General features: G+C 65.3%; 19 protein-coding genes and 1 pseudogene. 10 read left to right on the forward strand and 10 right to left on the reverse strand.

The features are described from left to right. Positions 1 to 74: 74 nt before the first annotated feature. Positions 75 to 488: an ester cyclase gene (locus OZN62_RS03945; RefSeq protein ID WP_269101441.1), complete on the forward strand. Its 414-nt coding sequence runs from the start codon at positions 75 to 77 to the stop codon at positions 486 to 488. Here the strand turns inward: OZN62_RS03945 and OZN62_RS03950 are convergent. Further along, entirely contained in the window at positions 485 to 1,072 is a 588-nt protein-coding gene (locus OZN62_RS03950; protein ID WP_330848761.1) for a S24 family peptidase, read from the reverse strand. The two genes, OZN62_RS03945 and OZN62_RS03950, sit on opposite strands and share 4 nt — an antisense overlap. A gap of 187 nt (positions 1,073 to 1,259) precedes the next feature. On the opposite strand from OZN62_RS03950, the gene OZN62_RS03955 reads away from it, so the two are divergent. Then, positions 1,260 to 1,448, forward strand: coding sequence for a hypothetical protein (locus tag OZN62_RS03955; protein WP_269101442.1), 189 nt, complete (start codon positions 1,260 to 1,262; stop codon positions 1,446 to 1,448). After that, positions 1,438 to 1,794, forward strand: coding sequence for a hypothetical protein (locus OZN62_RS03960; protein ID WP_269101443.1), 357 nt, complete (start codon positions 1,438 to 1,440; stop codon positions 1,792 to 1,794). Before OZN62_RS03955 ends, OZN62_RS03960 begins: the two co-directional genes overlap by 11 nt. A gap of 3 nt (positions 1,795 to 1,797) precedes the next feature. Here the strand turns inward: OZN62_RS03960 and OZN62_RS03965 are convergent. The 4 genes and pseudogenes from OZN62_RS03965 to cysS form a co-directional block, all read right to left on the reverse strand. Then, positions 1,798 to 3,259: pseudogene (locus tag OZN62_RS03965) on the reverse strand (aldehyde dehydrogenase family protein). A gap of 365 nt (positions 3,260 to 3,624) precedes the next feature. Then, positions 3,625 to 4,923 carry a thiamine pyrophosphate-binding protein gene (locus OZN62_RS03970; protein WP_330848762.1) on the reverse strand — a complete coding sequence of 433 codons (1,299 nt, stop codon included), beginning with the start codon at positions 4,921 to 4,923 and terminating at the stop codon, positions 3,625 to 3,627. 139 nt (positions 4,924 to 5,062) lie between these two features. Continuing rightward, on the reverse strand, positions 5,063 to 6,010 hold the full coding sequence (locus tag OZN62_RS03975; protein WP_330848763.1) for a D-2-hydroxyacid dehydrogenase: 948 nt from the start codon (positions 6,008 to 6,010) through the stop codon (positions 5,063 to 5,065). After that, entirely contained in the window at positions 5,998 to 7,467 is a 1,470-nt protein-coding gene (gene cysS, locus OZN62_RS03980; protein WP_269101444.1) for a cysteine--tRNA ligase, read from the reverse strand. The genes OZN62_RS03975 and cysS overlap by 13 nt, the downstream gene beginning before the upstream one ends. A 152-nt stretch (positions 7,468 to 7,619) precedes the next feature. On the opposite strand from cysS, the gene OZN62_RS03985 reads away from it, so the two are divergent. Genes OZN62_RS03985 through OZN62_RS03995 form a run of 3 tightly spaced genes read left to right on the forward strand, consistent with a single transcriptional unit; the run spans position 7,620 to position 10,275 of the window. Further along, entirely contained in the window at positions 7,620 to 8,957 is a 1,338-nt protein-coding gene (locus OZN62_RS03985; protein ID WP_269101445.1) for an erythromycin esterase family protein, read from the forward strand. A gap of 2 nt (positions 8,958 to 8,959) precedes the next feature. Next, the gene (locus OZN62_RS03990; RefSeq protein WP_269101446.1) at positions 8,960 to 9,616 is read left to right on the forward strand and encodes a dienelactone hydrolase family protein; all 657 of its coding nucleotides are present in this window, start codon (positions 8,960 to 8,962) and stop codon (positions 9,614 to 9,616) included. Then, positions 9,613 to 10,275 (forward strand): phosphoribosyltransferase, encoded by a 663-nt coding sequence (locus tag OZN62_RS03995; RefSeq protein WP_269101447.1) that lies wholly within the window; start codon positions 9,613 to 9,615, stop codon positions 10,273 to 10,275. The genes OZN62_RS03990 and OZN62_RS03995 overlap by 4 nt, the downstream gene beginning before the upstream one ends. Before the next feature lie 5 nt (positions 10,276 to 10,280). Here the strand turns inward: OZN62_RS03995 and OZN62_RS04000 are convergent, their stop codons facing one another. From OZN62_RS04000 to OZN62_RS04010, 3 genes are all read right to left on the reverse strand, one after another. Continuing rightward, a complete protein-coding gene (locus tag OZN62_RS04000; RefSeq protein WP_269101448.1) occupies positions 10,281 to 10,778 on the reverse strand; it encodes a DUF2939 domain-containing protein in 498 nt (165 codons plus the stop codon). After that, positions 10,778 to 12,598, reverse strand: a complete 1,821-nt coding sequence (cobT, locus tag OZN62_RS04005; RefSeq protein ID WP_269101449.1) for a cobaltochelatase subunit CobT — start codon at positions 12,596 to 12,598, stop codon at positions 10,778 to 10,780. The genes OZN62_RS04000 and cobT overlap by 1 nt, the downstream gene beginning before the upstream one ends. Positions 12,599 to 12,685: 87 nt before the next feature. Next, a complete protein-coding gene (locus OZN62_RS04010; RefSeq protein ID WP_269101450.1) occupies positions 12,686 to 13,381 on the reverse strand; it encodes a DUF4197 domain-containing protein in 696 nt (231 codons plus the stop codon). A 59-nt stretch (positions 13,382 to 13,440) separates the two neighbouring features. Here OZN62_RS04010 and OZN62_RS04015 point away from each other — a divergent pair, with 59 nt between their 5' ends. From OZN62_RS04015 to OZN62_RS04025, 3 genes are all read left to right on the forward strand, one after another. Next, positions 13,441 to 15,606 (forward strand): primosomal protein N', encoded by a 2,166-nt coding sequence (locus tag OZN62_RS04015; RefSeq protein ID WP_269102102.1) that lies wholly within the window; start codon positions 13,441 to 13,443, stop codon positions 15,604 to 15,606. A gap of 27 nt (positions 15,607 to 15,633) precedes the next feature. Further along, positions 15,634 to 17,193 (forward strand): cryptochrome/photolyase family protein, encoded by a 1,560-nt coding sequence (locus OZN62_RS04020; protein WP_269101451.1) that lies wholly within the window; start codon positions 15,634 to 15,636, stop codon positions 17,191 to 17,193. A 154-nt stretch (positions 17,194 to 17,347) separates the two neighbouring features. Then, positions 17,348 to 18,889, forward strand: a complete 1,542-nt coding sequence (locus OZN62_RS04025) for a tetratricopeptide repeat protein (RefSeq protein WP_269101452.1) — start codon at positions 17,348 to 17,350, stop codon at positions 18,887 to 18,889. Positions 18,890 to 18,922: 33 nt separating this feature from the next. Here the strand turns inward: OZN62_RS04025 and OZN62_RS04030 are convergent, their stop codons facing one another. Both OZN62_RS04030 and ada read right to left on the reverse strand, forming a co-directional pair. Further along, on the reverse strand, positions 18,923 to 19,708 hold the full coding sequence (locus OZN62_RS04030) for a hypothetical protein (protein WP_269101453.1): 786 nt from the start codon (positions 19,706 to 19,708) through the stop codon (positions 18,923 to 18,925). Between the two features lie 52 nt (positions 19,709 to 19,760). Beyond that, positions 19,761 to 20,798: a bifunctional DNA-binding transcriptional regulator/O6-methylguanine-DNA methyltransferase Ada gene (gene ada, locus OZN62_RS04035; protein ID WP_269101454.1), complete on the reverse strand. Its 1,038-nt coding sequence runs from the start codon at positions 20,796 to 20,798 to the stop codon at positions 19,761 to 19,763. Between the two features lie 80 nt (positions 20,799 to 20,878). On the opposite strand from ada, the gene OZN62_RS04040 reads away from it, so the two are divergent. Beyond that, on the forward strand, positions 20,879 to 22,456 hold the full coding sequence (locus tag OZN62_RS04040; RefSeq protein ID WP_269101455.1) for a S1 family peptidase: 1,578 nt from the start codon (positions 20,879 to 20,881) through the stop codon (positions 22,454 to 22,456). Positions 22,457 to 22,487 lie beyond the last annotated feature (31 nt).

Consider the following 22,487-nt stretch of genomic DNA (forward strand, 5'->3'; position numbering starts at 1 on the left):
GTGACACCGGACTGGACCATCTTCACGAGAAGAGGCACACAAGTCAGGGGTCGCGGGTAACAGGGGGTATATCAATGGCAATCAAGGACGATGTGCTCGCGTTTTTCGACGCCTGCGAAACCGGCAAGGGATGGGCTGTCTGCAAGCAGTGGTGCAAGCCCGATGCCGGCTTTTCGGCACAAGCGGACGCGCTGGCGGATGTGAGCACCCTGGAAGGCTATACGGACTGGATGGCCGGCATGGCCGGACTGATGCCCGACGCCCGCTATGACATGCTGGCCTTCGGTCATGACGAGGAACGCGGAGCCATCAGCGCGGCAGCTGTCTTCCATGGCACACACACCGGCGAAGGTGGCCCCGTACCGCCCACGGGCAAGGCGGCGGCTTCCGACTACTGCTATGTCATCAAGCTGGAAGACGGGAAGATCAGCCACATGACCAAGATCTGGAACGACGTGCAGGCCTTGCGGCAGATTGGCTGGGCCTAGACCCGCCCACTCTTCCACACCACACGGCCGATCACGGCGAACTCGTCGGCGCTGACGTCGATCGGTGGATAGGCGAGGTTCTGGCTAAGCAGCGAGAAGCGCCCGCCGCCTTTGCTGGCGACGCGCTTCACCAGCAGCACGTCGTCCAGGCGCACGACATGCACGCCGTCGCGGAAGGGCGCCTCACGGCTGTCGACCAGCACCTCGTCTCCTTCGCGCAGCAGCGGTTCCATCGAATCACCGACCACCCGAATGGCGGATAGCTGCGCGCCATCAAGGCCCTGTTCGGCCAGCCAGCGGCGCGAGAAGCGGAAGGCGTCGAAAACCTTTTCCTGCGCTCCGGATGTACCCGGCCCGGCCGAGGCATCGACATCGAGGCGCGGCACTTCGACCCACTCCGAATCGCTTCGCGGAGCGTAGGAATTTTCCTTAGGCCCACCCAATTCGCGTTCCGGCACACCGAGGAACTGCGCCAGCGTGCGCCGGTCCTCTTCTTCCAGCTTCTTGGGGCTTCCCTTGGTGATATACTGCTGAAGATACGTAGGATTGCGCGAAAGCATCCGGGACAGGGCAGCGAGGCTCACGCCCTTTTCCTTGGCCAACTCTGACAGTCTTTCACGCGGATCCATCATTCGCTTCCTATCTCTCGCAAGAAATTCTTCCTATACGATGTATTTTTCCTAGACAAGTAGGATTTGGCGGGCAACCAATAGCGTCATCGAGTCGCGTATGTGACCGATACAAAACGAAATCAGGAGGAGGGTTCGCACCATGCTCATCCGTAAAATCGAAGTATTCCTGCGTCACACGCGCATGCCGCCCACCAAGTTCGGTCGCCTGGCGACTCGCGATCCCCGCTTCGTGCTCGACTTGCGCAATGGCCGCACACCCCGACCCTCCACGGAAAGACGGGTAGAGCATTTCATGAACGAATATCGGGAGGCCACTGGTGCATTCTGATTCCATCACCCCGCCCCCGGCCAGGCGCCACATCAAGCGCGGCCCGCGCGAACTGCTAGCCGATGCCCTGCTGACGCTGGCCGAGCGCAAGGGCCGCATCACCCGGCACGAGGAAAAGAGCTGGGCCAGCATCACCTTCGCCGGCACCCGGCACCGGGTAGAACTGCTGTTCGAAGGTGAAGATGCCACCGACGCGGGCGAGTGCTTCATCGCCTTCCTGCCCGAACACGAATTCACCATCCGCGGCCAACTGGTCGCCGATGCGGCAGTGGTCGAAGTCGACAGCCGGGTAGAGCCGCCGCAGCTGCGGGTAAGCTGCGAGGTCCTGCTGCTCGAGGAGAGCTAGGCCCTAGGCGCGGCGGATCACGAGGTTCCGGATCTCGGTCATGTCGTCCATGGCAAAGCGAATGCCTTCGCGGCCGAGACCGGAATCCTTCACCCCGCCATAGGGCATGTTGTCCACGCGGTAGGACGAGACATCGTTCACCACCACGCCGCCTACGTCCAGCGTGTCCCACGCGTCCAGCACCTGGTGGATATCGCGCGTGAAAATGCCCGCCTGCAGGCCGAACTTGGAATTGTTCACCTGCTCCAGCGCCTCGTAGAAGTCGGAGAACTTCGACAGGTTGGCCAGCGGCCCAAAAGCCTCTTCCCAGTTGGCGTCGGCATTGGTCGGCACGTCTTCCAGCAGCGTCGCTTCCAGCATCGCGCCTTCCAGCCCGCCACCGCACAGCAGCTTTGCGCCCTGCTCCACCGCCGAGTCGATCCAGCCCTTCAGACGCTGGGCTTCCTTTTCCGAGATCATCGGCCCGATGAAGGTATCGCGGTCCTTCGGATCGCCCGCCACCAGCGTCTTGGTCTTGGCGACCAGCATGTCCTTGAAGGTGTCGTAGATGTCTTCGTGGATGATGATGCGCTGCACGCCGATGCAGCTCTGGCCGGACTGGTAAAAGGCTCCGAAGATGATCCGCGCCAGCGCGTGATCGAGGTCGGCATCCTTGTCGACGATCACCGCCGCATTGCCGCCCAGTTCCAGAATCACCGGCTTCTTGCCCGCCTTGGCCTTCAGATCCCAGCCCACGCCGGGGGAACCGGTGAAGCTGAGCAGCTTGAGCCGTTCATCCACCGTGAACAGGTCGGCCCCGTCGCGGCTGGCGGGCAGGATTGAGAAGGCACCTTCCGGCAGGTCCGTCTCCGCCAGCACTTCCCCCATGATCAATGCGCCGAGCGGTGTCTTGGACGCGGGCTTCATCACGAACGGACAGCCCACGGCAATGGCCGGTGCGATCTTGTGCGCGGCCAGGTTCAGCGGGAAGTTGAACGGCGAGATGAAGCTGCACGGGCCGATCGGCACGCGCTTCCACATTCCCATGTAGCCCTTGGCGCGCGCGGAAATGTCCAGCGGCTGGACCTCTCCGTAATTGCGCGTCGATTCCTCGGCGGCAATCTTGAAGGTGTCGATCAGCCGGTCGACCTCGCCCTCGGCATCCTTGATCGGCTTGCCCGCCTCCACGCACAACGAATAGGCCAGCTCGTCATAGCGTTCGCGGAACCGCTTCACGCAGTGTTCGAGCACGGCCTGAAGTTCGAAGCTGTGCCATCTGGGCCATCGGCTCCGCCGCGCGCACGGCACCCGGCAATGCTGTCCTCGGATCACGTTTCCGGGGTGCCAGCGCGGTGCGGAAGGCGACTTCGCGGTGTACTTGTCCGTCACCTCCAGGTCGGTGTTGGGCTGCCACTGCCTTGTTGTTGAGGTAGAGCGGGTAAACGTCTTTCAGTTGGGCATCGGGTCCTCCTGAGGGCCGACTCAGAGCCTTCTTGCTCCGTTCCTTGATGTCGATGTTCAGGGTTCTGGTCGTTCTCGGTGTAATCGGACCGGACACTCGATAGGTGCACGCCCGGGTCTCACGGCAGTGAGCGAGCACTTCGCGCTGGGCTCACTGGCTTTCGACGCGGTGGCCGATGGCGCCATAGCTGTTGGCCTTAGTCGACGAATCCGGGTTGCCGTAGGTCAGGCCCCCAGTCTTGAAAAGCCCATGTGGCCTGCTTCCAGCGGAATCATGCCGTAGGCATCGTGCGCCGGATCAGCACGGTCGATGAGGCCGAGGACGGACCCCCCCCGGGGGCGGTTTCATTTCCTGGCTGTTATATGAAGCCGCCGTACCGCAGATCGCCATCACCTGCGTTTCCGGATAGAAGCATGGCGCTCATCATCGCCGAGGGCAGGCCCGCACATGGTCGCCAGGCATTGTCCAGCAGCACGGTGTTGGGCAGGTACGCGGGTGTAACGCGCGCGAACCAGATCTTGTAGACGCGGTGTCGAGGCAGCTGATGCCGTCTTCGGGCATGCAATCGCGGGGCACTTGCTGCCACCAGGTGCGGCGGGAAGATCGGGAAGCGATCGTCGGCGGGCCAGTTCCTGCGTGTGCGCGACATCGGCCTTTGCGATCCTGGGTGAGCGCCTCAGCATCACTGCCCTGCGGGGGACGATGTCTTCCTTGATCTGCCAGATGGCGTTGGCGATGTCGCGATTACTTCGATCTGCGGGGAAATTCGACCGGGTCCACCTCCGCCGTCTTGGTGGAAAACGTGGATCAGCGGGTCCGCCGGCTTCCATGAAAAAGGGGCGGCTTTTCATCACGTCGTGGGCCGAATGTTCACGATACAGTCCGAAATCTTCGATCGCGCGGTGGACGAAGTCGCCCGCAGACAGCGCCGCGCAGCCGAGGAACAACGGGTGCCGTTCGTCGATCACGCCCTTGCCCATCTGCGTGGTGACGAAGGGGATGCCGGTCTTCTCGATGAACTGGCGCAGCATGCGACCGGTCATCTTGCGGTTGGCGCCGGCGCCGATCACCAGCACCGGACGCTCGGCCGCCTCAAGCGCCTCGACCGCCTGCCGCACGGCCTTGCCTTCCGCCGAGGGGCGACGAGCGATGGAGGCCGGGATCGGGCGCGAGTGGCACTGTTCCTCGGCAATGTCCTCCGGGAATTCGAGGTGCACCGCGCCGGGTTTCTCCTCTTCCGCCAGGCGGAAGGCCTCGCGGATGCGACTGGGGATGTTCTCGCCCGCCGCCAGCTGGTGCGCATACTTGGTGATCGGCTTCATCATCTCGACCACGTCGAGGATCTGGAAGCGGCCCTGCTTGGACTTCTTGATCGGCTTCTGCCCGGTGATCATCATCATCGGCATGCCGCCCAGCTGGGCATAGGCGCCCGCCGTCACGAAGTTGGTCGCGCCCGGGCCAAGCGTGGCGACGCAGACCCCGGTCTTGCCGGTATGGCGCCCGTAGGTGGCCGCCATGAAGCCCGCTCCCTGTTCATGCCGGGTCAGGATCAGCTTGATCTGCTTGGAGTCCGACAGGCTCTCGAGGAAGTCGAGATTTTCCTCTCCGGGCACGCCGAAGATGTACTCGACGCCCTCGGCTTCAAGGCATTCGATGAAAAGGTCAGACGCTTTCTTGGTGTCGGCCACGGTCGCAATTCCCCCCTGTTGCGGCGCGCGCCCCCTGCGCTCGCCCCCCATCAGATTGCGACCCCATCCGTCCGATTACCGGCTCGGCGTGGCAGTGGCGTATCAGAATGGGCTTACGCTGTCAGGAAATAATCTGACTCTAGTAGCCGCGCACCAGGTCGACTTCCGCCTCCAGCGGCTGGCCTGTGCGAAACCGTTCGCAATTGTCGAGGAAACGCTGCGCTGCGCGCTGGCGGCTCGCCTCGTTGGGAATACCGGAGAGGTGCATGGTGACATGCGCGTTCTCCAGCGACCAGAGCCCGTGTTCGGGCGGCAGCGGCTCGGGCAGCGTCAGGTCGAGGATCGCCCCGCCGATGATCTCGCCCTCCAGCGCCGCAACCAGCGCCTCCTGGTCGACAACTTCGGCGCGTCCGTAGTTCACCAGCACCGCGTCGTCCTTCATCGCCGCCAGTTCCGTCGCGCCGAACATGCCGTTCGTCTCCGGCGTATTGGGCAGCGACATCACGACCCAGTCGAATTCGCCCAGCTGTGCCTGCCATTCGTCGGGGCCGAGCACACCCTCGCCCGGCTTGCTGCGCACGGGAACGCAGTCGACTTCGAAACCTGCCAGCATCCGCCCGATGGCCTGTCCGATTGAGCCATAGCCGAGGATCAGCGCGCGGCTGCCCGCCATTTCGCGCATCGAGGGCGGCCAGCCGAGCCATTCGTGCTTGTCCTGCGCGCGCACGATCTGACGATAGCCCCGGGCGTAGGCGAGCATCGACATGACCGCGAATTCAGCCACCTGGTTCGCCGCCAGCCCCGCGCCGCAGGTCAGCGTCACCCCGCGTTCCTTAAGGTCCGCGAGCGGCATCCAGTCGACCCCGGCATAGGCACTGAAAAGCCATTCGAGGCGGCGCGCCTTGGCAATGGCGGCCAGCGCGGGCGGCTTCACGTGCATGTCGAACCAGCCGATCTGCGCCGAGGGCGCGAGGTCGAGCAACTGCTGCTCGTCCTCCCACCAGGCAACGTCCAGCCAGTCGGGAAGATTCCCTTCCAGTCCGGGGCGAGCCCATGCGGGGAGGACCGCGCGGACTATAGCTTCCACTCCCAGCCGAGCGGGTCGCCGTCCATCACCTCGACGCCCTTGGCAGTTAGCTCGTCACGCAAGGCATCGCTGGTGGCAAAGTCCTTCTCTGCGCGAGCGACCTTGCGGCGTTCCAGCGCATCCTCGATCTCCGCCTCGGTAATCTCGGCGTTTTTCGGGCGGATGCGCAGGTCGGTGCGCGAGAGGTCGAGCAGGCCGAGGCCCAGCACCGCGTCCATTCGCGCCACGGCGGAAAGCACAATCGCGGGATCGATCTTCTTCAGCGACAGCACGTCGTCCAGCATCACCAGTGCATCGGCGGTGTTGAGATCGCTGGAAATGGCGGCATCGAACCTGTCCAGCGGCTCGCGCGTCTTGGGATGACCCTTCCAGGCATCGGCCTCAATGGCCTCGCCGCCGCGCTCGGCATGGCGGTCCTTCCAGCGTTCGACCTGCATCACCATGCGCTTGAGGCGGGTGAGTGCCGCGCCCAGCCCTTCCCAGCTGAACTCCAGTTCGCTGCGGTAATGCGCCTGCAGGCACATCATGCGGTAGGCGAGCGGGTGGTAGCCCTTGTCGATCAGCAGTTGCAGCCGCAGGAACTCGCCTGCGCTCTTGCTCATCTTGCCGCTGCGCTCGACCAGGAAGTTGTTGTGCATCCAGAAGCGCGCCCCGCTGTTGGTGGCTTCGGACAGGCCGCCGCAACCGCAGAAGGCCTGGTTCTGGGCGATCTCGTTGGGGTGGTGGATTTCGCGGTGGTCGATGCCGCCGGTATGAATGTCGAACGGGAAGCCGAGCAGCTTCTCGCCCATCACTGAACATTCGAGGTGCCAGCCCGGCGCGCCCTTGCCCCACGGGCTGTCCCATTCCATCTGCCGCTTCTCACCCGGCGGGGTCTTGCGCCAGATGGCGAAATCGGCAGCGTTGCGCTTGCCTTCCACCGTATCGATCCGGCCTTCGCCTTCTTCGGTGACCGCACGCGCCAGCCGCCCGTAGTCCTCCACGGTGGAAACATCGAAGTAGAGGCCGCTGTCGAGCTCGTAGCAATGCTTGTCGGCAATGCTCTTGGCGAACTCCAGCATCTCGTCGATGTAGTCGGTGGCGACGGACCAGTGTGCCGGCTGGCGGATGTTGAGCGCCTTCACGTCGGCCCAGTAGGCCTCGGTATAGTGCTTGGCGATGTCCCAGATCGACTGCGCGCGTTCGGCAGCCATTTTCTCCATCTTGTCCTCGCCGGCATCGGCATCGTCGGTCAGGTGGCCGACGTCGGTGATGTTGATCACGTGGGTGAGCTTGTAGCCCTTCCAGCTCAGCGTGCGGCCCAGCACGTCGGCGAAGACATAGGCGCGCATGTTGCCGATATGCGGGTAATTGTAGACCGTCGGCCCGCAGGTATAGACCCGAGCCTCGCCTTCATGGACGGGGTGGAACGGCTCGACCGTGCGGGTGAGGGAATTGAAGAGCTTCAGTTCAGACATTGCGCGTTCGCTTAGAGCGGGCGGCGGCGGGGGACAAGCCGCGCTTGCGGCAATCTCGCCGACACGGCCATCTCGGCACTTGACGTACATCAATGCAAGGCGTGCGCGCTTGCCCTGATATGGCGTGATAGTTCCGGCAGTGGAGGCGCACAGTGACCATCCATAGTCCAATCACCCAGGTTCCCGCTGACCTGCCCGTGACCCTGCGCGAACATGCCGAACTGCTGCCCTCACCCGATACGCCCGATTTCGCCGACAAGTTCGAGCGATTTGCCGACGCCCGGATCGTCCTGCTGGGCGAAGCGACCCATGGGACGCACGAATTCTATGCCGCGCGGGCGCAGATCACCCGGCGCCTGATCGAGCGGCACGGCTTCAATATCGTGGCGATCGAAGGCGACTGGCCGGACGTCGCCCGGATCGACGACTATGTCCGCCATGGTGCCGCGCGCCCACGCGGCGGCGAGCCCTTCGCCCGCTTCCCCACGTGGATGTGGCGCAACGAGGAAGTGCTCGCCTTTGCCGACTGGCTGCGTCACCACAATGCCGACCTGCCCCAGGAAAGCCGCGCCAGCATGCGCGGTCTCGACGTCTACAGCCTGCGTGAATCGATCCACGCGGTCATCGCCTATCTCGAAAACCACTGCCCTGACGAAGTGGACCAGGCACGGCAGCGGTACGGCTGCCTGACCCCGTGGCAGGACGAACCGCAGGAATACGCCCGTGCCGTTGCCTACGGCGGCCTTGCCAAGTGCGAGGAAACCATGGTCGCCCAGCTCGGCGATCTCCTGAAGCGGCGGATGGAGCTGATCGCACGGCAGGGAGTCGAGGACGGCGAAGCCTATTTCGATGCCGAACAGAACGCCCGCATCGTGCGCGCAGCCGAGAGGTATTACCGCTCGCTCTATCGCGGCGCGGCCGAAAGCTGGAACCTGCGCGACCGGCACATGTTCGACACGCTCCAGCGGCTGATGGCCCACACCAAGGAGGCCCGCGCGGTAGTCTGGGCGCACAATTCGCACGTCGGCAATGCCTCGGCCACGGCGATGGGCTGGCAAGGCGAATTCAACATCGGCGAACTGGTGCGCAATGCCTATGGCGACGATGCGGTGCTGATCGGCTTCGGAACCGACCGCGGCACCGTGGCCGCCGCTTCCGACTGGGGCGGCGCCATGGAGGTGAAGCGCGTGCGCACCGCCCGCGACGACAGCTGGGAAGGCATGTTCCGCAAGACCGGAATCGCCCGCTCGCTGACCGACTGGCGCGGCCGCACGCGGCGCGAGCTGGTCGATGCACTATCGAACAACCTGCTCGAACGGGCGATCGGCGTCGTCTACCGCCCGCAAAGCGAGCTTTCGAGCCACTACTTCGAATCGATCATGGCCGACCAGTTCGACGCCTGGGTCTGGTTCGACGAAAGTCGCGCGGTCACACCGTTGGGGGCCGAACGCCCGCACGGGGCGCCCGACACATGGCCGTTCGGACTATGAGCATGGCCCTGCCTCCACCCGACTGCCGCGAGGTCACCCTCGGCGGGGAACTGGCGCTGCAAGCCTTTCTCGGCGTGCCGGACAAGGCGGCGGGGATCGTCATCTTCGCTCATGGCAGCGGCTCCGGCCGGATGAGTCCGCGCAACAACTACGTCGCCGCGCGGCTGCGCCAGGCCGGGCTCGCCACCCTGCTGCTGGACCTGCTTTCGCCGGCCGAGGAACAGGACCGGCGCAACGTGTTCGATATCGGCCTGCTCGCCTCCCGCCTGCGGCTGGCGGTCGACTGGGTGGCAGACAATGCCGACACGGCCCGCCTCCGGCCCGCATATTTCGGCGCCAGCACCGGCGGCGGGGCAGCGATCCGCGCGGCGGCCGGGGACAGGCGGATCGCCGCCGTGGTTTCGCGCGGGGGCAGGCCCGACCTCGCGGGCGTGGCAGCGCTGGTGGAACTGAAGGCGCCCACGCTGCTGATCGTCGGCAGCCTGGATGGCATGGTGATCGACCTCAACCGTGCCGCCGCCGAGCCGATGACATGCAAGCATGAGTTGGCAATCGTACCCGGTGCCGGCCACCTGTTCGAAGAGCCGGGAACGCTGGACCAGGTCGTCGACCTCGCCACCGGCTGGTTCCTTAACCACCTGCCGGAGAGACAGGAATGACTCTGCGACGTGACCAGTTCGAACATCGCCGTAGCGCCGGGCGGGAACTTGCCGAAGCGGTGGCCGCGCTCGGCCTCGACGATCCGTTGATCCTCGCGCTGCCGCGCGGCGGCGTGCCGGTGGCCTACGAGGTGGCGAAGCGGCTGGAAGCTCCGCTCGACATCATTCTGGTGCGCAAACTGGGCGCGCCCGGTCACGAGGAATACGGCATCGGCGCGCTGGTGGACGGAGCCTCGCCGCAAGTCGTCATCGACGAGCAGATCGCCCGGATTGTCGGCGCGACGCCGGAATATATCGAGCAGGAGAAGACGCGGCAGCTGGAAGAAATCGAACGCCGCCGCGCGCTCTACCGGCCGGGCGAAGCGCTCTCCTCGGAAGGCCGCACCGTGGTGGTGGTCGATGACGGTATCGCCACCGGCGGCACCGTGAAGGCCGCCCTGCAGGCGTTGCGCAAATCGAATGCCACCAAGATCGTTCTGGCAGTCCCCGTCGCGCCGCTGTCTGCCGTCGAGGAGATGCGAGAACTGTGCGACGAACTGGTCTTCCTGAAAACGCCCGACCCCTTCTACGCGGTGGGCGCGCACTATGCCGACTTCGCGCAGAATACCGACGAGGAAGTCATCGACCTGTTGCAGCGCGCCGGCGAGTGGCGCCGCTAGCAGGTTCAGGGCAGTTCGAAGCCCACCAGGTCCCAGCCCAGCCCGTCGCGCTCGAAAATCAGGTCCGGACCGCGTGTGCCGTCATCGTGGATGCCCAGCGCGACAAAGCGGTCGAAGCCCTGGCGCTCGATATCGAAGCCCAGCGGCGGGCCCTGGATGTCCGGCGGCACCAGGTTGCGGGCAAGATCGTCGGTCAGCAGCGTATCGACCATGACTTCCGGCGAAAGGGTGAAATCGTCGCCATTCCGGTCAAGCGCAGATGCTGCTGCCCGGCCAAGTTGCTCCAGCAGGTTGCCCTCTTCGATGCGCTCCCGGGCAATGCGCCCGAACTGCTCGGCGGCCGAGGCGCGCAGCGCGGGATAGTCGACGCGTTCCTGCAGTTCCGCCACGTTCCGATCGCGCACCGCCTCGCCCAGCTTCATCAGCGACCAGTACGGCGATGCGAGATACCAACCGCCGATGACGAGAGCTGTAAGCGAGAAGACGGCGAGGTATTTCTTCATCACTCGATCTCGAACAGGTCCGCCAGCTGCTCGATGATCGTGCCGCCGAGTTGCTCGACGTCCATGATCGTCACCGCCTTCTTGTAATAACGGGTCACGTCATGGCCGATGCCGATGGCGACGAGTTGGACCGGGCTGACCTTCTCGATCCACTCGATCACCTTGCGCAGGTGCGCCTCCAGGTAACCTGCGGAGTTCACCGACAGGGTGGAGTCGTCCACCGGCGCGCCGTCTGAAATCACCATCAGGATGCGGCGGTCTTCAGGGCGGGCGAGCAGGCGTTCGTGCGCCCAGAGCAACGCCTCCCCGTCGATGTTTTCCTTCAGCAGCCCTTCGCGCATCATCAGGCCGAGACTGCGGCGCGCGCGGCGCATCGGCTCGTCGGCCTTCTTGTAGATGATGTGGCGCAGGTCGTTCAGGCGACCGGGATTCTCCGGGCGGCCATCGGCCAGCCACTTCTCGCGGCTCTGCCCGCCCTTCCAGGCCCGGGTGGTGAAGCCGAGGATTTCCACCTTCACCCCGCAGCGTTCCAGCGTGCGGGCAAGGATGTCCGCGCTGATCGCGGCGATGGAGATCGGACGACCGCGCATGGAGCCGGAATTGTCGATCAGCAGGGTGACGACGGTGTCCTTGAACTCCTGCTCGTGCTCGACCTTGTAGCTGAGCGAGTGACCGGGGCTGACCACGACACGCGCCAGACGGGCGGCGTCCAGCAGGCCCTCTTCCTGGTCGAAATCCCAGCTGCGGCTCTGCTGTGCCATCAGGCGGCGCTGCAGGCGATTGGCAAGGCGCGTCACCACACCTGCCAACCCGGCAAGCTGGCTGTCGAGGTAGGCGCGCAGGCGATCGAGTTCCTCGTAATCGCATAGGTCCGTCGCCTCGACCACTTCGTCGAAGCTCTCGGTGAAGGCCTTGTATTCGAAGGTGCTGGGAATATCCTGCCACGGCGCGTTCTTGCGCTGGGGCAGCATCATTTCCTCGCCGTCTTCGCCGGGATCGCCTTCGACCAGTTCGTCCTCGCCAGGCACCTGCTCTGACTCGTCGCCCTCGCCCTCCTCGCCCTCGGCACCTTCGGCGCGCATTTCCGGCTGGTCGGACTGTTCGCTGCCGTCCTCGTCCTGATCTTCGGGGCTTTCGTCCTCGCCCTTGTCCTCGCCCTCGTCCTCGTCGAAGCCGTCGGCCTCCTCCGGCTGGGCAGGCACCATGTCGAGGTGGCGCAGCATGTCGAGGCCAAGCTGCTGGAAGGCCGACTGGTCGTGCAGCAGCTCGCCCAGCTGCTCGAAATCGTCGCCAGTGCGGCTTTCGATGAATTCACGCACCAGTTCCACACCCTCGCGCGCGGCGAGCGGGACCTTCTGCCCGGTCAGCTGCTCGCGCAGCAGCAAGCCCAGCGCGGTGTGCAGCGGCACCTCCTCGGCGGTTTCGGCGCGAGTGATGGGGTCGCCTGCCAAGCGGCGGTCCTGCATCGCCTCCAGATTGCCGCGCATGCCGGCATATTCGGTCTCGCCGATGGCCTCGTAACGCACGCGCTCGATGGTGTCGTAGCAGGCGCGCGCATCGGCATCCTCGGGCCGCAGCTTGTTGTGCAGCGCCCCGTCATGATGGCGCAGGCGCAGGGCAAAGCTGTCGGCAAAGCCGCGTGCTTCCCGCGCCGCTTCGGGCGGCACATCGCGCGGGGGCATGGGCACGCGGGCGGACTTGCCCTGCTGCGAAGGCTGGTCCGCCGTCCAGGCGATCTCCGCTTCCGGATTGCGCGCAATCGCGCGCGTCGCGCCGGTCAGCGCGGTCTTGAAGCGATCGAGAGGGGATTCGTCGGACATGCGGCTACTTTCTCGTGCCGCTGCCTAGAGCCTGTGCGGCTAGGCGCAAGGGGCTCTTTTGTGCACCACCTTGCAAACATGCAGGGGTTAAAGGACTGCACCCGCGCCGAATACGCCGATCAGCAGCGGATCGTTGGTGGAGCCAGGGTCGCGCCGGATGGCGGCTTCCTCCACGCCCATCTCGCGCCAGATGGCGTTGTCGACGCTGGTCGAAACGTTGCGCGCCACGCCCGCCACGTCGATGCCGGTAAGGCCCGCCAGCAGCTGTGCCACCAGCGGTTCGCTGGCGATGGTCATCGCCTCGCCCACCTCGGGCACCATGGCTTCGACCAGCGTCGTGCCCATGCTCTGGCGCAAGAAAGCGGTGGCCGAGGTCGGCCCGCCATTGACCAGCGCGATGGCGTTGTCGATACCGATCACCCGTACCGCATCTGCCACCAGCGGGGCAGCGCGTTCCGCCCCCTCGATGGCAATATCGGCAAAAGCGCCTTCCAGCCGGTCCTTGAACAGCGAAGAGGTGAGAATGCTCGCCAGCACCCCGCCGCGCGTGCCCAGCAGGTTGGGCAGCCCCAGCGCCGCCACCTGTTCGTCCCAGAAACCGCCGGGCGCGGTCAGCCGCAGGAATGCACGTTCGCTGGAAAGGTAAAGCAGGCGGCGGATCGCATCGGTCAGGCTGAACCCGCCGAAACTGGCGCATGACGGCAGCGTCAGGAGCGTCGCGCCCGCCCCTGCTCCGACAAGGAACCGGCGGCGGCTGGTGGGCTGGCTGGCGAATTCGGTCATAAGATTGTCCCTCTCCTTGCCGGGTGGATAGGCTGGTGCCCATATAACGCGCAATGCCCATAAACCGTGCCCGACTACTGGTGATGAACGCCGCGCTCGGCCCGCTGGACTACAAGGTTCCTGACGGGATGGAGGTCGAATACGGCTCGGTCGTCGTCGCCCCGCTGGGGCCGCGGCAGGTGACGGGAATCGTGTGGGAGGCGGATCGCCTCCCTGCCACCAGCGTGCCGGATGCCAAGCTGCGCGGATTGCTGGCCGTGCTCGACGTGCCGCCGCTGCGCGAGGAACTGCGCCGGCTGATCGAGTGGACGTCCGAATACTACGTCGCCCCGATGGCGGCAGTGGCGCGCATGGTGATCTCCAGCGGCGGCGCGCTGCGCGGTCCTGCCACCATGACCGAATACCGGCTGACCGGCGGCACCCCCGAACGCATGACCCCGCAGCGCGCGGCAGCAATCGAGGCACTGGAAGGCGAACAGGCCACGATCCGCGAACTCTCCGGCATCGCCGGCGTGTCCGAAGGCGTGCTGCGGGGCCTCGTGAACCAGGGCGTGCTGGAGCCGGTGGAGGTCGACATCGACCGTCCCTACCCCCGCGCCCGCGCCGACTTCCACTTGCCGGACCTGTCCGACGACCAGCGCAAGGTCGCGGATCGGCTGGTGGAAGCGGTGAAGGCAGAAGAATTCGCCCCGATCCTGCTCGACGGCGTCACCGGATCGGGCAAGACGGAAACCTATTTCGAAGCCATTAGCGCGGCCATCGCCGCAGACCGGCAAGTGCTGGTGCTGCTGCCCGAAATCGCCCTGACCGAGGCCTTTCTCAGTCGCTTTGAAGCACGCTTCGGTGCCGCTCCGGTCACCTGGCACAGCTCGCTCAAGTCGACCGAGCGGCGACGGGCCTGGCGCGCCATCGCCAGCGGAGAAGCGCAGGTGGTGGTCGGCGCCCGCAGTGCACTGTTCCTGCCTTATGCCAACCTCGGCCTGATCGTCGTCGACGAAGCGCACGAGGTCAGCTTCAAGCAGGAAGACGGCGTGCGCTACAACGCCCGCGACGTCGCCGTGATGCGTGCCCGCTTCGAAAGCGTGCCGGTGGTGCTGGCCAGCGCCACGCCCGCGCTCGAAAGCCTGCACATGGCCGACAGCGGCATCTACGAGAAACTGGTGCTCCCCAGCCGTTTCGGCGGCGCCGAGCTGCCCGACATCAAGCTGGTGAACCTGACGGAGGAAAAGCCCGGCAGCGGGGCCTGGATCGCCCCGCCCCTGCGCCGTGCCATGTTCGACCGGCTGGAGAAGGGCGAGCAGTCGCTGCTGTTCCTCAATCGTCGCGGCTATGCCCCGCTGACGCTGTGCCGGCATTGCGGCTTTCGCTTCCAGTGCCCCAATTGCAGTGCCTGGCTGGTCGAGCATCGCCTCTCCGCCCGCCTCGCTTGCCACCATTGCGGCCACGAAACCGCCCCGCCGGAGAAATGCCCCGAATGCGGCGAGCCCGATTGCCTGGTCGCCTGCGGTCCGGGCGTGGAACGAATTGCCGACGAGGTGGCCGAAATGCTGCCGGAGGCGCGCGTTGCAATCGTCACCTCCGACACGCTCAATTCGCCCGAAAAGGCCGCCGAATTCGTCGCCATGGCGGAGGCTGGTACGATCGACGTGATTGTCGGCACGCAGCTGGTCACCAAGGGCTTCCACTTCCCCGAACTGACGCTGGTGGGGGTGATCGACGCCGACCTTGGCCTTGAAGGCGGAGACTTGCGCGCAGCCGAGCGGACCTACCAGCAGGTTGCGCAGGTGGCCGGGCGCGCCGGTCGCGGCGAGAAGCCGGGCGAAGTTCTGATCCAGACGCGCCATCCCGAAGCGCCTGTCATCGCTGCGCTGGAAGCGGGCGACCGCGATGCCTTCTACGAGGCCGAGACCGAGGCGCGCCGTTATGCCGGGGCACCGCCGTTCGGTCGCTGGGCCGCCATCATCATTTCCAGCGAGGACGAGGCCGAAGCGCGCGAGGCCGCCAACCGGCTGGGCACCACCCGCCCCACGCTCGACGATGTCATGGTGCTCGGCCCCGCCCCCGCCCCGCTGGCGCTGCTGCGCGGTCGCTATCGCTATCGCCTGCTGCTCAATGCGCGGCGCACGGCGAACCTGCAAAGCGTGATCCGCGACTGGCTGGCCAGCGTCGATCACCCACCCGGCGTGCGCTTAGGCGTGGACATTGATCCGTATAGCTTCGTCTGACGGCTGCCAGCTAAGGGGCGGGCATCCATGTCCAATCCCATCCTCGTTCCCATCCTCGGCGACCAGCTGACCCGCGACCTCGCTTCGATCCGGGGTCGGACCAAGAACGACACCGTTATCCTAATGATGGAGGTGTGGGACGAGGCGACCTACGTCAAACACCACAAGCAGAAGATCGCCTTGATCTTCTCCGCCATGCGGCACTTCGCGCAGGAATTGCGCGATGCCGGATGGCAGGTCGACTACGTCAAGCTGACTGACGAGGGGAATTCCGGCAGCTTCACCGGCGAAGTCGCCCGTGCGGTGGAGCGTCACTCACCGCGTGCCATCCACATGGTCGAGGCCGGGGAATGGCGCGTGCAACAGGCCATCGATGAATGGCCCGACAAGTTCGACTGTGAGGTCGAGATCCTCCCCGACGACCGCTTCATTGCCAGCAAGGCCGAATTCCGCGACTGGGCCGAAGGGCGCGAGGCGCTGCGGATGGAGTACTTCTACCGCGAGATGCGCCGCAAGACCGGCCTCTTGATGGAGGGCGACAAGCCGGTTGGCGGACAATGGAACCTCGATGCAGAGAACCGCAAGCCGCCCAAGGACGGTCTCTCGGCACCCGAGCGTCCGAAGTTCGAACCGGACGAGATCACTCGCGCGGTTATCGAACTGGTCGAGGACCGTTTCGGTGACCATTTCGGCAGTCTCGACCGCTTCGAATGGCCGGTTACCCGCGACCAGGCCGAGGAAGCCGCCGACACCTTCTTCGCCGACCGGTTGCCGGACTTCGGCGCTTACCAGGATGCCATGGTGCATGGGGAGGACGACCTGTTCCACTCCATGCTCTCGACCAGCATCAACCTCGGCCTGCTCGATCCGCTGGACCTGTGTCAGCGGGCGGAGAAGGCCTACGAAGACGGCCACGCGCCACTCAACAGTGTGGAAGGCTTCATTCGCCAGATCATCGGCTGGCGCGAATATGTGCGCGGTTTCTACTGGCACCAGATGCCCGGCCTGCAATCGGCCAACAAGCTCAATGCCCAGCGCGGTCTGCCGGAGTTCTACTGGACCGGCGAAACCGACATGCGCTGCCTTGCGGATTGCATCCGCTCCACCCGCGACAATGCCCACGCGCACCATATCCAGCGGCTGATGGTGCTGGGCAATTTCGCCCTGCTGGCCGGCGTGGAGCCGCGTGCGGTGCAGGACTGGTTCCTCGTCGTTTACGCCGATGCCTATGAATGGGTGGAGCTGCCCAACGTTGCCGCCATGGTGCTCTATGCCGATGGCGGGAAGCTGGCGTCCAAGCCCTATGCGGCCAGCGGCAACTACATCAACAAGATGAGCAACTACTGCAGCGACTGCGCCTACTCGGTCTCCAGAAAGACCGGCGCAGGCGCCTGCCCCTTCAACGCGCTCTACTGGCATTTCATGCACCGCCACCGCGACCGGCTGGAGAGCAATCACCGCATCGGACGCATCTATTCCACCTGGGATCGCATGGGCGAGGAGCGCCAGCGCGAATACCTTGAAAGCGCAGAGAATTTTCTCGTCACGCTGGAACCGGCGGGCAACGAATGGGCGCGCAACACGTGAATAAACATCTGCCAAGGTTCAGGTTTCATTCGAAATGACTTTGGCTAAGGTGCTGGCGGATCGAATCGCTAACTCGATGGGGACTCAATATGCGGCTGCTGCTCGCTGCTCTTACTTTCTTGCTCGTTTCAGCTCCGGCCGCCGCACGTGACTGGTGGCGCGCAGAGACCAACAATTTCTCATCATCATCTCGGAAGACGACGAAGAGGATGTTCGCCACTTCGCGGCCGAGTTGGAACGCTATGACATGGCGCTGCGCACCTTGCAGAACATGCCAATCGGCGAGGAACAGCCGAGCGAATCGACCAAGCTGACCGTCTATCGCTTCGGCGAGCCGAGCGACGTGGGCCGACTGATCAATGCCCGCAGTGTGCTGGGATTCTACCTCGCCTACGCTGGCGACAACGTTGCGTTCGCTCCGGCCCGCCAGCCGCGTCGCCGCTCGATGACCGTGGTCAACGTCGATCGCAGCCGAAACCGCCAGGCGGAGACTGACATCAACACCGTGCTCAACCACGAGTACGTCCACTATTTCATGCTGCAGCGCTTCGCCGCGACCTATCCGCGCTGGTATGTCGAGGGCTATGCCGAGCTGATGTCGACGCTGCGCTTCAACGAAGACGGCAGCTTCCACGTCGGTGACCCGCCGCAGGACCGTGCCTACCAGATTTTCCAGATGTCGGCGTTCGACCTCGAGGAAATGTTCGACCAGAACCATACGCTGCGCCGTTGGGATGCCCTGCAGCATTACGCCACCGGCTGGCTGTTCTCGCACTACATGTTCTTCGATCCGCAGCGTTATGCGCAGTTGAACGAATATCTCGTCGCGCTGGGCCAGGGCGAAGACAGCCTGACCGCCGCGCGCCGCATCTTCGGCGATCTCGATGCGCTCAACCGGGCTCTTTACGATTACAAGGACGGCGGGGACGGCTTCCCCGGCATCCAGGTGACGATCCCGAACTACGTCGAACCGCAGGTGGAGATGCGCCGCCTGACCGAAGCAGAGGAAGGCAACATCCGCGAGGAGATGGAACTGCGGATGCAGTTCCTCGACAAGGACGAAGCCAGCGCGATTGCCCGCTCCATCCTCGCCGATGCCGGTGGCACGCTGCCCAACGATGGCCACCGCCTTGGCCTGCTGGCCCGCGCCTATGCGCTGGCAGAGGACTGGCAGCAGGTAATCGCGGTTGCCGATCACATGAGCGAAGTCGCGCCCGACGAAATCACCGGTCCGCTGCTGGCCAGCCAGGCTGCTGCCGAGCTGTCGCGCGAAGATGCCAACTGGCACGACCGCGCGGTGCAATATGCCGTCGATGCGCTGTTCATCGACGAATACGACCCGCGCAGCCGCATTGCCTTCTACTACGCGTTCTACGCTGCCGGCATGGAAGCGCCCGAAAATGCCATCATCGCCCTGGAGGACGCCTTCGACACCGCCGGTTCCGACCGCGGGTATCGCCATCTGCTGGCGCGCCAGTTGCTGTTCGAGAACCGACTGAGCGACGCCAAGACGGTGCTGATGCCGATCGCTTTCAGCGGGCACAACCAGAACCCGGACGGCGACGAGGAACGCGATCCCAGCGAGCGTCCGCCGAGCCTCGATGAAATCGTCGAGCAGATCGACGCTGGCGATCGCGACGCGGCTCTGGCGCTGATGGACGAGCGCATCAACTGGGAAGACCCGGACGACGCCTGAGCGAGTGGCAAGAGCGGGGCAGGCGCTTGAGGACTAGGCGCCTGCCACCCGCCGCTTGCGCGATCCCCACACTGCCAGCACGATAAGAGCGATGCCCACCAGCGAGGCAATGGCGATTGGCAACGAGTAGTCTTCGGTGGCCAGCCGGTCATAGGCGAGGAAAGCCAGCCCCCAGCAAGCGGTGAAGGCATAAAAGCCGTGGCCGGCAGAGCGCCACAGGTTCCAGCAGACCCAGCCGAGCGCTGCTGCCAGCAGCGCCAGCGCGGTCAGTTCGACCGTCAGCCAGCCCAGTTCGTTGGTGAAGATCCGTTCCCAGTTGATGAAGACGGCGACCGAGGTCCAGCCGGCGTAGAGGCCGATTGCGGCGGAGCACAGCCGCTCGGGCCAGTCGGCTCCGGCGGTCTCCCGCGAATAGCGCACCATCGCGATGCAGATGGCGACGACGTAGGGAGTGAAGATAAAGGCCGTGGTCCACGACCGCAGGTTGTCGGGCGAGAAGCTCTCGGCAATCGACCAGCAGCACGACAGCGCCATGGCTGCGGCCCACCACCAGCCCGTCCGGCGATGGACCGACATCGTCCGCCGCGACGGCATGGCCTGCACCAGCGCGGCCAGCAGGGTGCCGAGGAAGATCAGCCCCCAGATCGCAAAGGCCGCCTCGAACGGGACCAGCAACTGCATTTCGCCGGGACTGTTCTCGCCCACCTCTCGCCCGAAGCCGAGGACGTTGGGCAGGTAGTTCGACAACGGATAGGCGAATGCCAGTGTCAGGACCGCGGATTGGCGCGCGTAGTCGCCGATGGAAGCTCGGTTTGTCATTTGCCAGTCATGCATCCGGGTGTCGTGAGCGGCAATACGGGCCTCCGGGCAGTCAGTCGGTGGCCTTCCCCTCGCGCCGGAGCAGTTCGGCCTTGATCTCCAGCCCGTAGGCATAGCCGCCCAGCGACCCGTCCGCCGCGATCACGCGGTGGCACGGGATCAGCACGGCGATGTTGTTCGCACCATTGGCCCCGCCGACCGCGCGGCTGGCCTTGGGCTTGCCCAGCTTCGCCGCCAATTCGCCATAGCTCAGCGTCTCGCCTGCCGGAATTTGCCGCAGGGCTTCCCACACGCGCTGCTGGAACACCGTGCCCTTCACGTCGAGCGGGATGTCCTGCCCGGTGCCGGGAGCCTCCACTGCGGCGATGACCCGGTCCAGCAAGTCGCGGAAGGCATTCCCGCCCTCCATCAGTTCCGCCTTGGGAAAGCGCACGCGCAATTCCTCGACACCTTCGTTGAAGGAAAGCGTGCACACGCCCTTCTCGCTGGCCGCGACCAGCATCTGGCCCAGCGTGGTCTCGACCAGCGCATAATTGATCGTCCGCCCCGCGCCGCCATCACGCCAGTCCGAAGGGGTCATCCCGCTACCTTTCATGTCTTCGTAGAACCGTGAGGGCGCGCCATAGCCCGCTTCGTAAATCGCATCGGTCACGCGGTCTTCCCGCGACAGTGCCTCTCCCGCCCGTTCGCGCCGCAGCGCGCGGGAATAGGCGGCGGGAGACATGCCCACCGCGCGGGTGAACACGCGTTGCAGGTGCGTGGGCGAATAGTCGGTCGCCGCGCCAAGGCTCTCCAGCGAGACAGGTCCTTCGGCATCGCGCAGGATTTCCAGCACGCGCAGCACGGCCCCTTCCTCGCGGCTCTGCTGATCGGGCGCGCAGCGCTTGCAGGCACGCAGGCCCGCAGCTTCCGCCGCGTCGGGCGTGGCGTAGAAGCGCACGTTCTCCCGCTTGGGCGCGCGCGCCGGGCAGCTTGGCCGGCAATAGATGCCGGTGGAGTGCACGCCCGTGACGAAAACGCCGTCGAAGCGGCGATCCTTCGCCAGCGCGATCTGCCAGCGGTCGTCATCGGTGAGAGGTTTGTCGGTCATGGCCTGTATATACCGCCTCGCCTGAACCTGTGCTTCCCGAAGCTTGCGGTCAATGTCGGGTGCTATAGAGAGGCGCGCATATGCACCGCTTGCTCGCCATCATAGCCCTACTGGTCGCCGCCTTCGCCGTGGCGCCGCGTCCGGCCCACGCCGATGCCGCCGATATCGAAGCCGCCGCGCGCGGCGTGGTGCGCGTGATCATCATCGGCCGCGACGGGGAGGAAATCTTCCCCATCTCGCACGGCACCGGCTTTGCCGTGGGCGGCGAGCGCATCATCACCAATGCCCATGTCGTGGCGGAGGCGATAGAGGACGAGCGGCTCGCAATAGGCGTGGTGCCGGCGGAAGGTGCGGAAGCGGTCTATGCCCGGCTGGTCTCGGTCAGCCCGCGCAACGACCTGGCGTTGCTGGAGTTGACCGAACCGCTCGGCCTGCCGCCGCTGACCATTGCCGGCAATCCGGCGCAAAGCGGATCGGTGACGGCAGTGGGCTATCCGTTGAACGTCGACCGGGCGCAGGGCCTTGGACAGTCTGATATCTTCCGGGCGCAGCCGCCGGTGACGGCCACGGGCTTCCTGTCCGGCCGCCGCCCCAGCCGCGAATTCGACACCATCCTCCACACTGCCCCCATCGCCCGTGGCAATTCGGGCGGACCGCTGCTCGACGATTGCGGGCGGGTGCTGGGCGTCAATTCCTTCGGCACGGAGAGCGCCGGCTCGGATGCGGAGTTCTTCTTCGCCATCAGCAACCGCGAGCTGCTGCCCTTTCTGCGTGCCAATGACGTGACGCCGCGCCTAAACGCGCTGCCCTGCCGCAGCATGGCCGACCTCGAGGCGCAGGAAGCCGCGCGCATGGAAGCGGAGACCCAAGCGGAGAAAGAGCGTTCCAAACGCGAGGCCGAAGCGCTGGAACAGCGCACCGCCGAAACCCGTCGCGTGATTACCTATGAAGTGCTGGAAGCGCGCACCAACGGGATGGCCTTTTCGCTGCTGCTGCTGATCGTCGCGCTCGGCGCGGGCGGCGTAGCGACATTCGGCCATCTGCAGAACGACATGCGCACGCGCTCCATCGCCGGGGCCATCGCCGCGCTCAGCATGGTCGGCGCGCTGGTATCGTGGATTACCCGCCCGCCCTTCGCCGAAATCGACGAGCGCGTGGAAGAGGTATTGCGCGAAGGGATCGAGACCGATGGCCCCAGCGGCACCATCGACACGCCCGCCCCCAGCCCCACGGCGCAGACCAATTACATGTGCGTCCTCGATACGGAACGCAGCCGCGTCACCGGCGCGCCGGAAACCGACCTCGCGATTGCCTGGTCGGCAGATGGTTGCGTGAATGAGCGCACCCAGTATGGCCTCAACGGCGGTAACTGGACGCGGGTCTTCGTGCCCGCCAACGAAGCGGCCGTGTCGATCAACCGCTTCAATCCGGGCGAAGGCGAACTGGTGATGGAGCGCTACCTGCTCGACCTCAATGCCATGCGCGATGCCCGCACCGCCCGCGGTAGTTACCAGGCGCCCGGTTGCGGCGCGGGCGAGGACGCGGCGCGCGCACTCAGCGCAAACCAGAACACCATCATCTCCGCCCTGCCCCAGCGCCCGAACGAACGGCTGGTCTATCGCTGTTTGGCGACAACCCTGCCCGAACCGGGCGAGTAAATTCCGCCACTTTGGGCTCAGCCGGCAGAAC

It is taken from the genome of Aurantiacibacter sp. MUD11 (assembly GCF_026967575.1).
Taxonomy (GTDB): Bacteria; Pseudomonadota; Alphaproteobacteria; order Sphingomonadales; family Sphingomonadaceae; genus Alteraurantiacibacter.

What these genes read in the sequence shown, in the direction of transcription:
- OZN62_RS03945 (WP_269101441.1), top strand. Translation starts at nt 75, where the DNA reads ATGGCAATCAAGGACGATGTGCTCGCGTTTTTCGACGCCTGCGAAACC.
- OZN62_RS03955 (WP_269101442.1), top strand. Translation starts at nt 1,260, where the DNA reads ATGCTCATCCGTAAAATCGAAGTATTCCTGCGTCACACGCGCATGCCG.
- cysS (WP_269101444.1), bottom strand. Translation starts at nt 7,467, where the DNA reads ATGTCTGAACTGAAGCTCTTCAATTCCCTCACCCGCACGGTCGAGCCG.
- OZN62_RS03990 (WP_269101446.1), top strand. Translation starts at nt 8,960, where the DNA reads ATGGCCCTGCCTCCACCCGACTGCCGCGAGGTCACCCTCGGCGGGGAA.
- OZN62_RS03995 (WP_269101447.1), top strand. Translation starts at nt 9,613, where the DNA reads ATGACTCTGCGACGTGACCAGTTCGAACATCGCCGTAGCGCCGGGCGG.
- OZN62_RS04000 (WP_269101448.1), bottom strand. Translation starts at nt 10,778, where the DNA reads ATGAAGAAATACCTCGCCGTCTTCTCGCTTACAGCTCTCGTCATCGGC.
- cobT (WP_269101449.1), bottom strand. Translation starts at nt 12,598, where the DNA reads ATGTCCGACGAATCCCCTCTCGATCGCTTCAAGACCGCGCTGACCGGC.
- OZN62_RS04010 (WP_269101450.1), bottom strand. Translation starts at nt 13,381, where the DNA reads ATGACCGAATTCGCCAGCCAGCCCACCAGCCGCCGCCGGTTCCTTGTC.
- OZN62_RS04020 (WP_269101451.1), top strand. Translation starts at nt 15,634, where the DNA reads ATGTCCAATCCCATCCTCGTTCCCATCCTCGGCGACCAGCTGACCCGC.
- OZN62_RS04030 (WP_269101453.1), bottom strand. Translation starts at nt 19,708, where the DNA reads ATGACAAACCGAGCTTCCATCGGCGACTACGCGCGCCAATCCGCGGTC.
- ada (WP_269101454.1), bottom strand. Translation starts at nt 20,798, where the DNA reads ATGACCGACAAACCTCTCACCGATGACGACCGCTGGCAGATCGCGCTG.
- OZN62_RS04040 (WP_269101455.1), top strand. Translation starts at nt 20,879, where the DNA reads ATGCACCGCTTGCTCGCCATCATAGCCCTACTGGTCGCCGCCTTCGCC.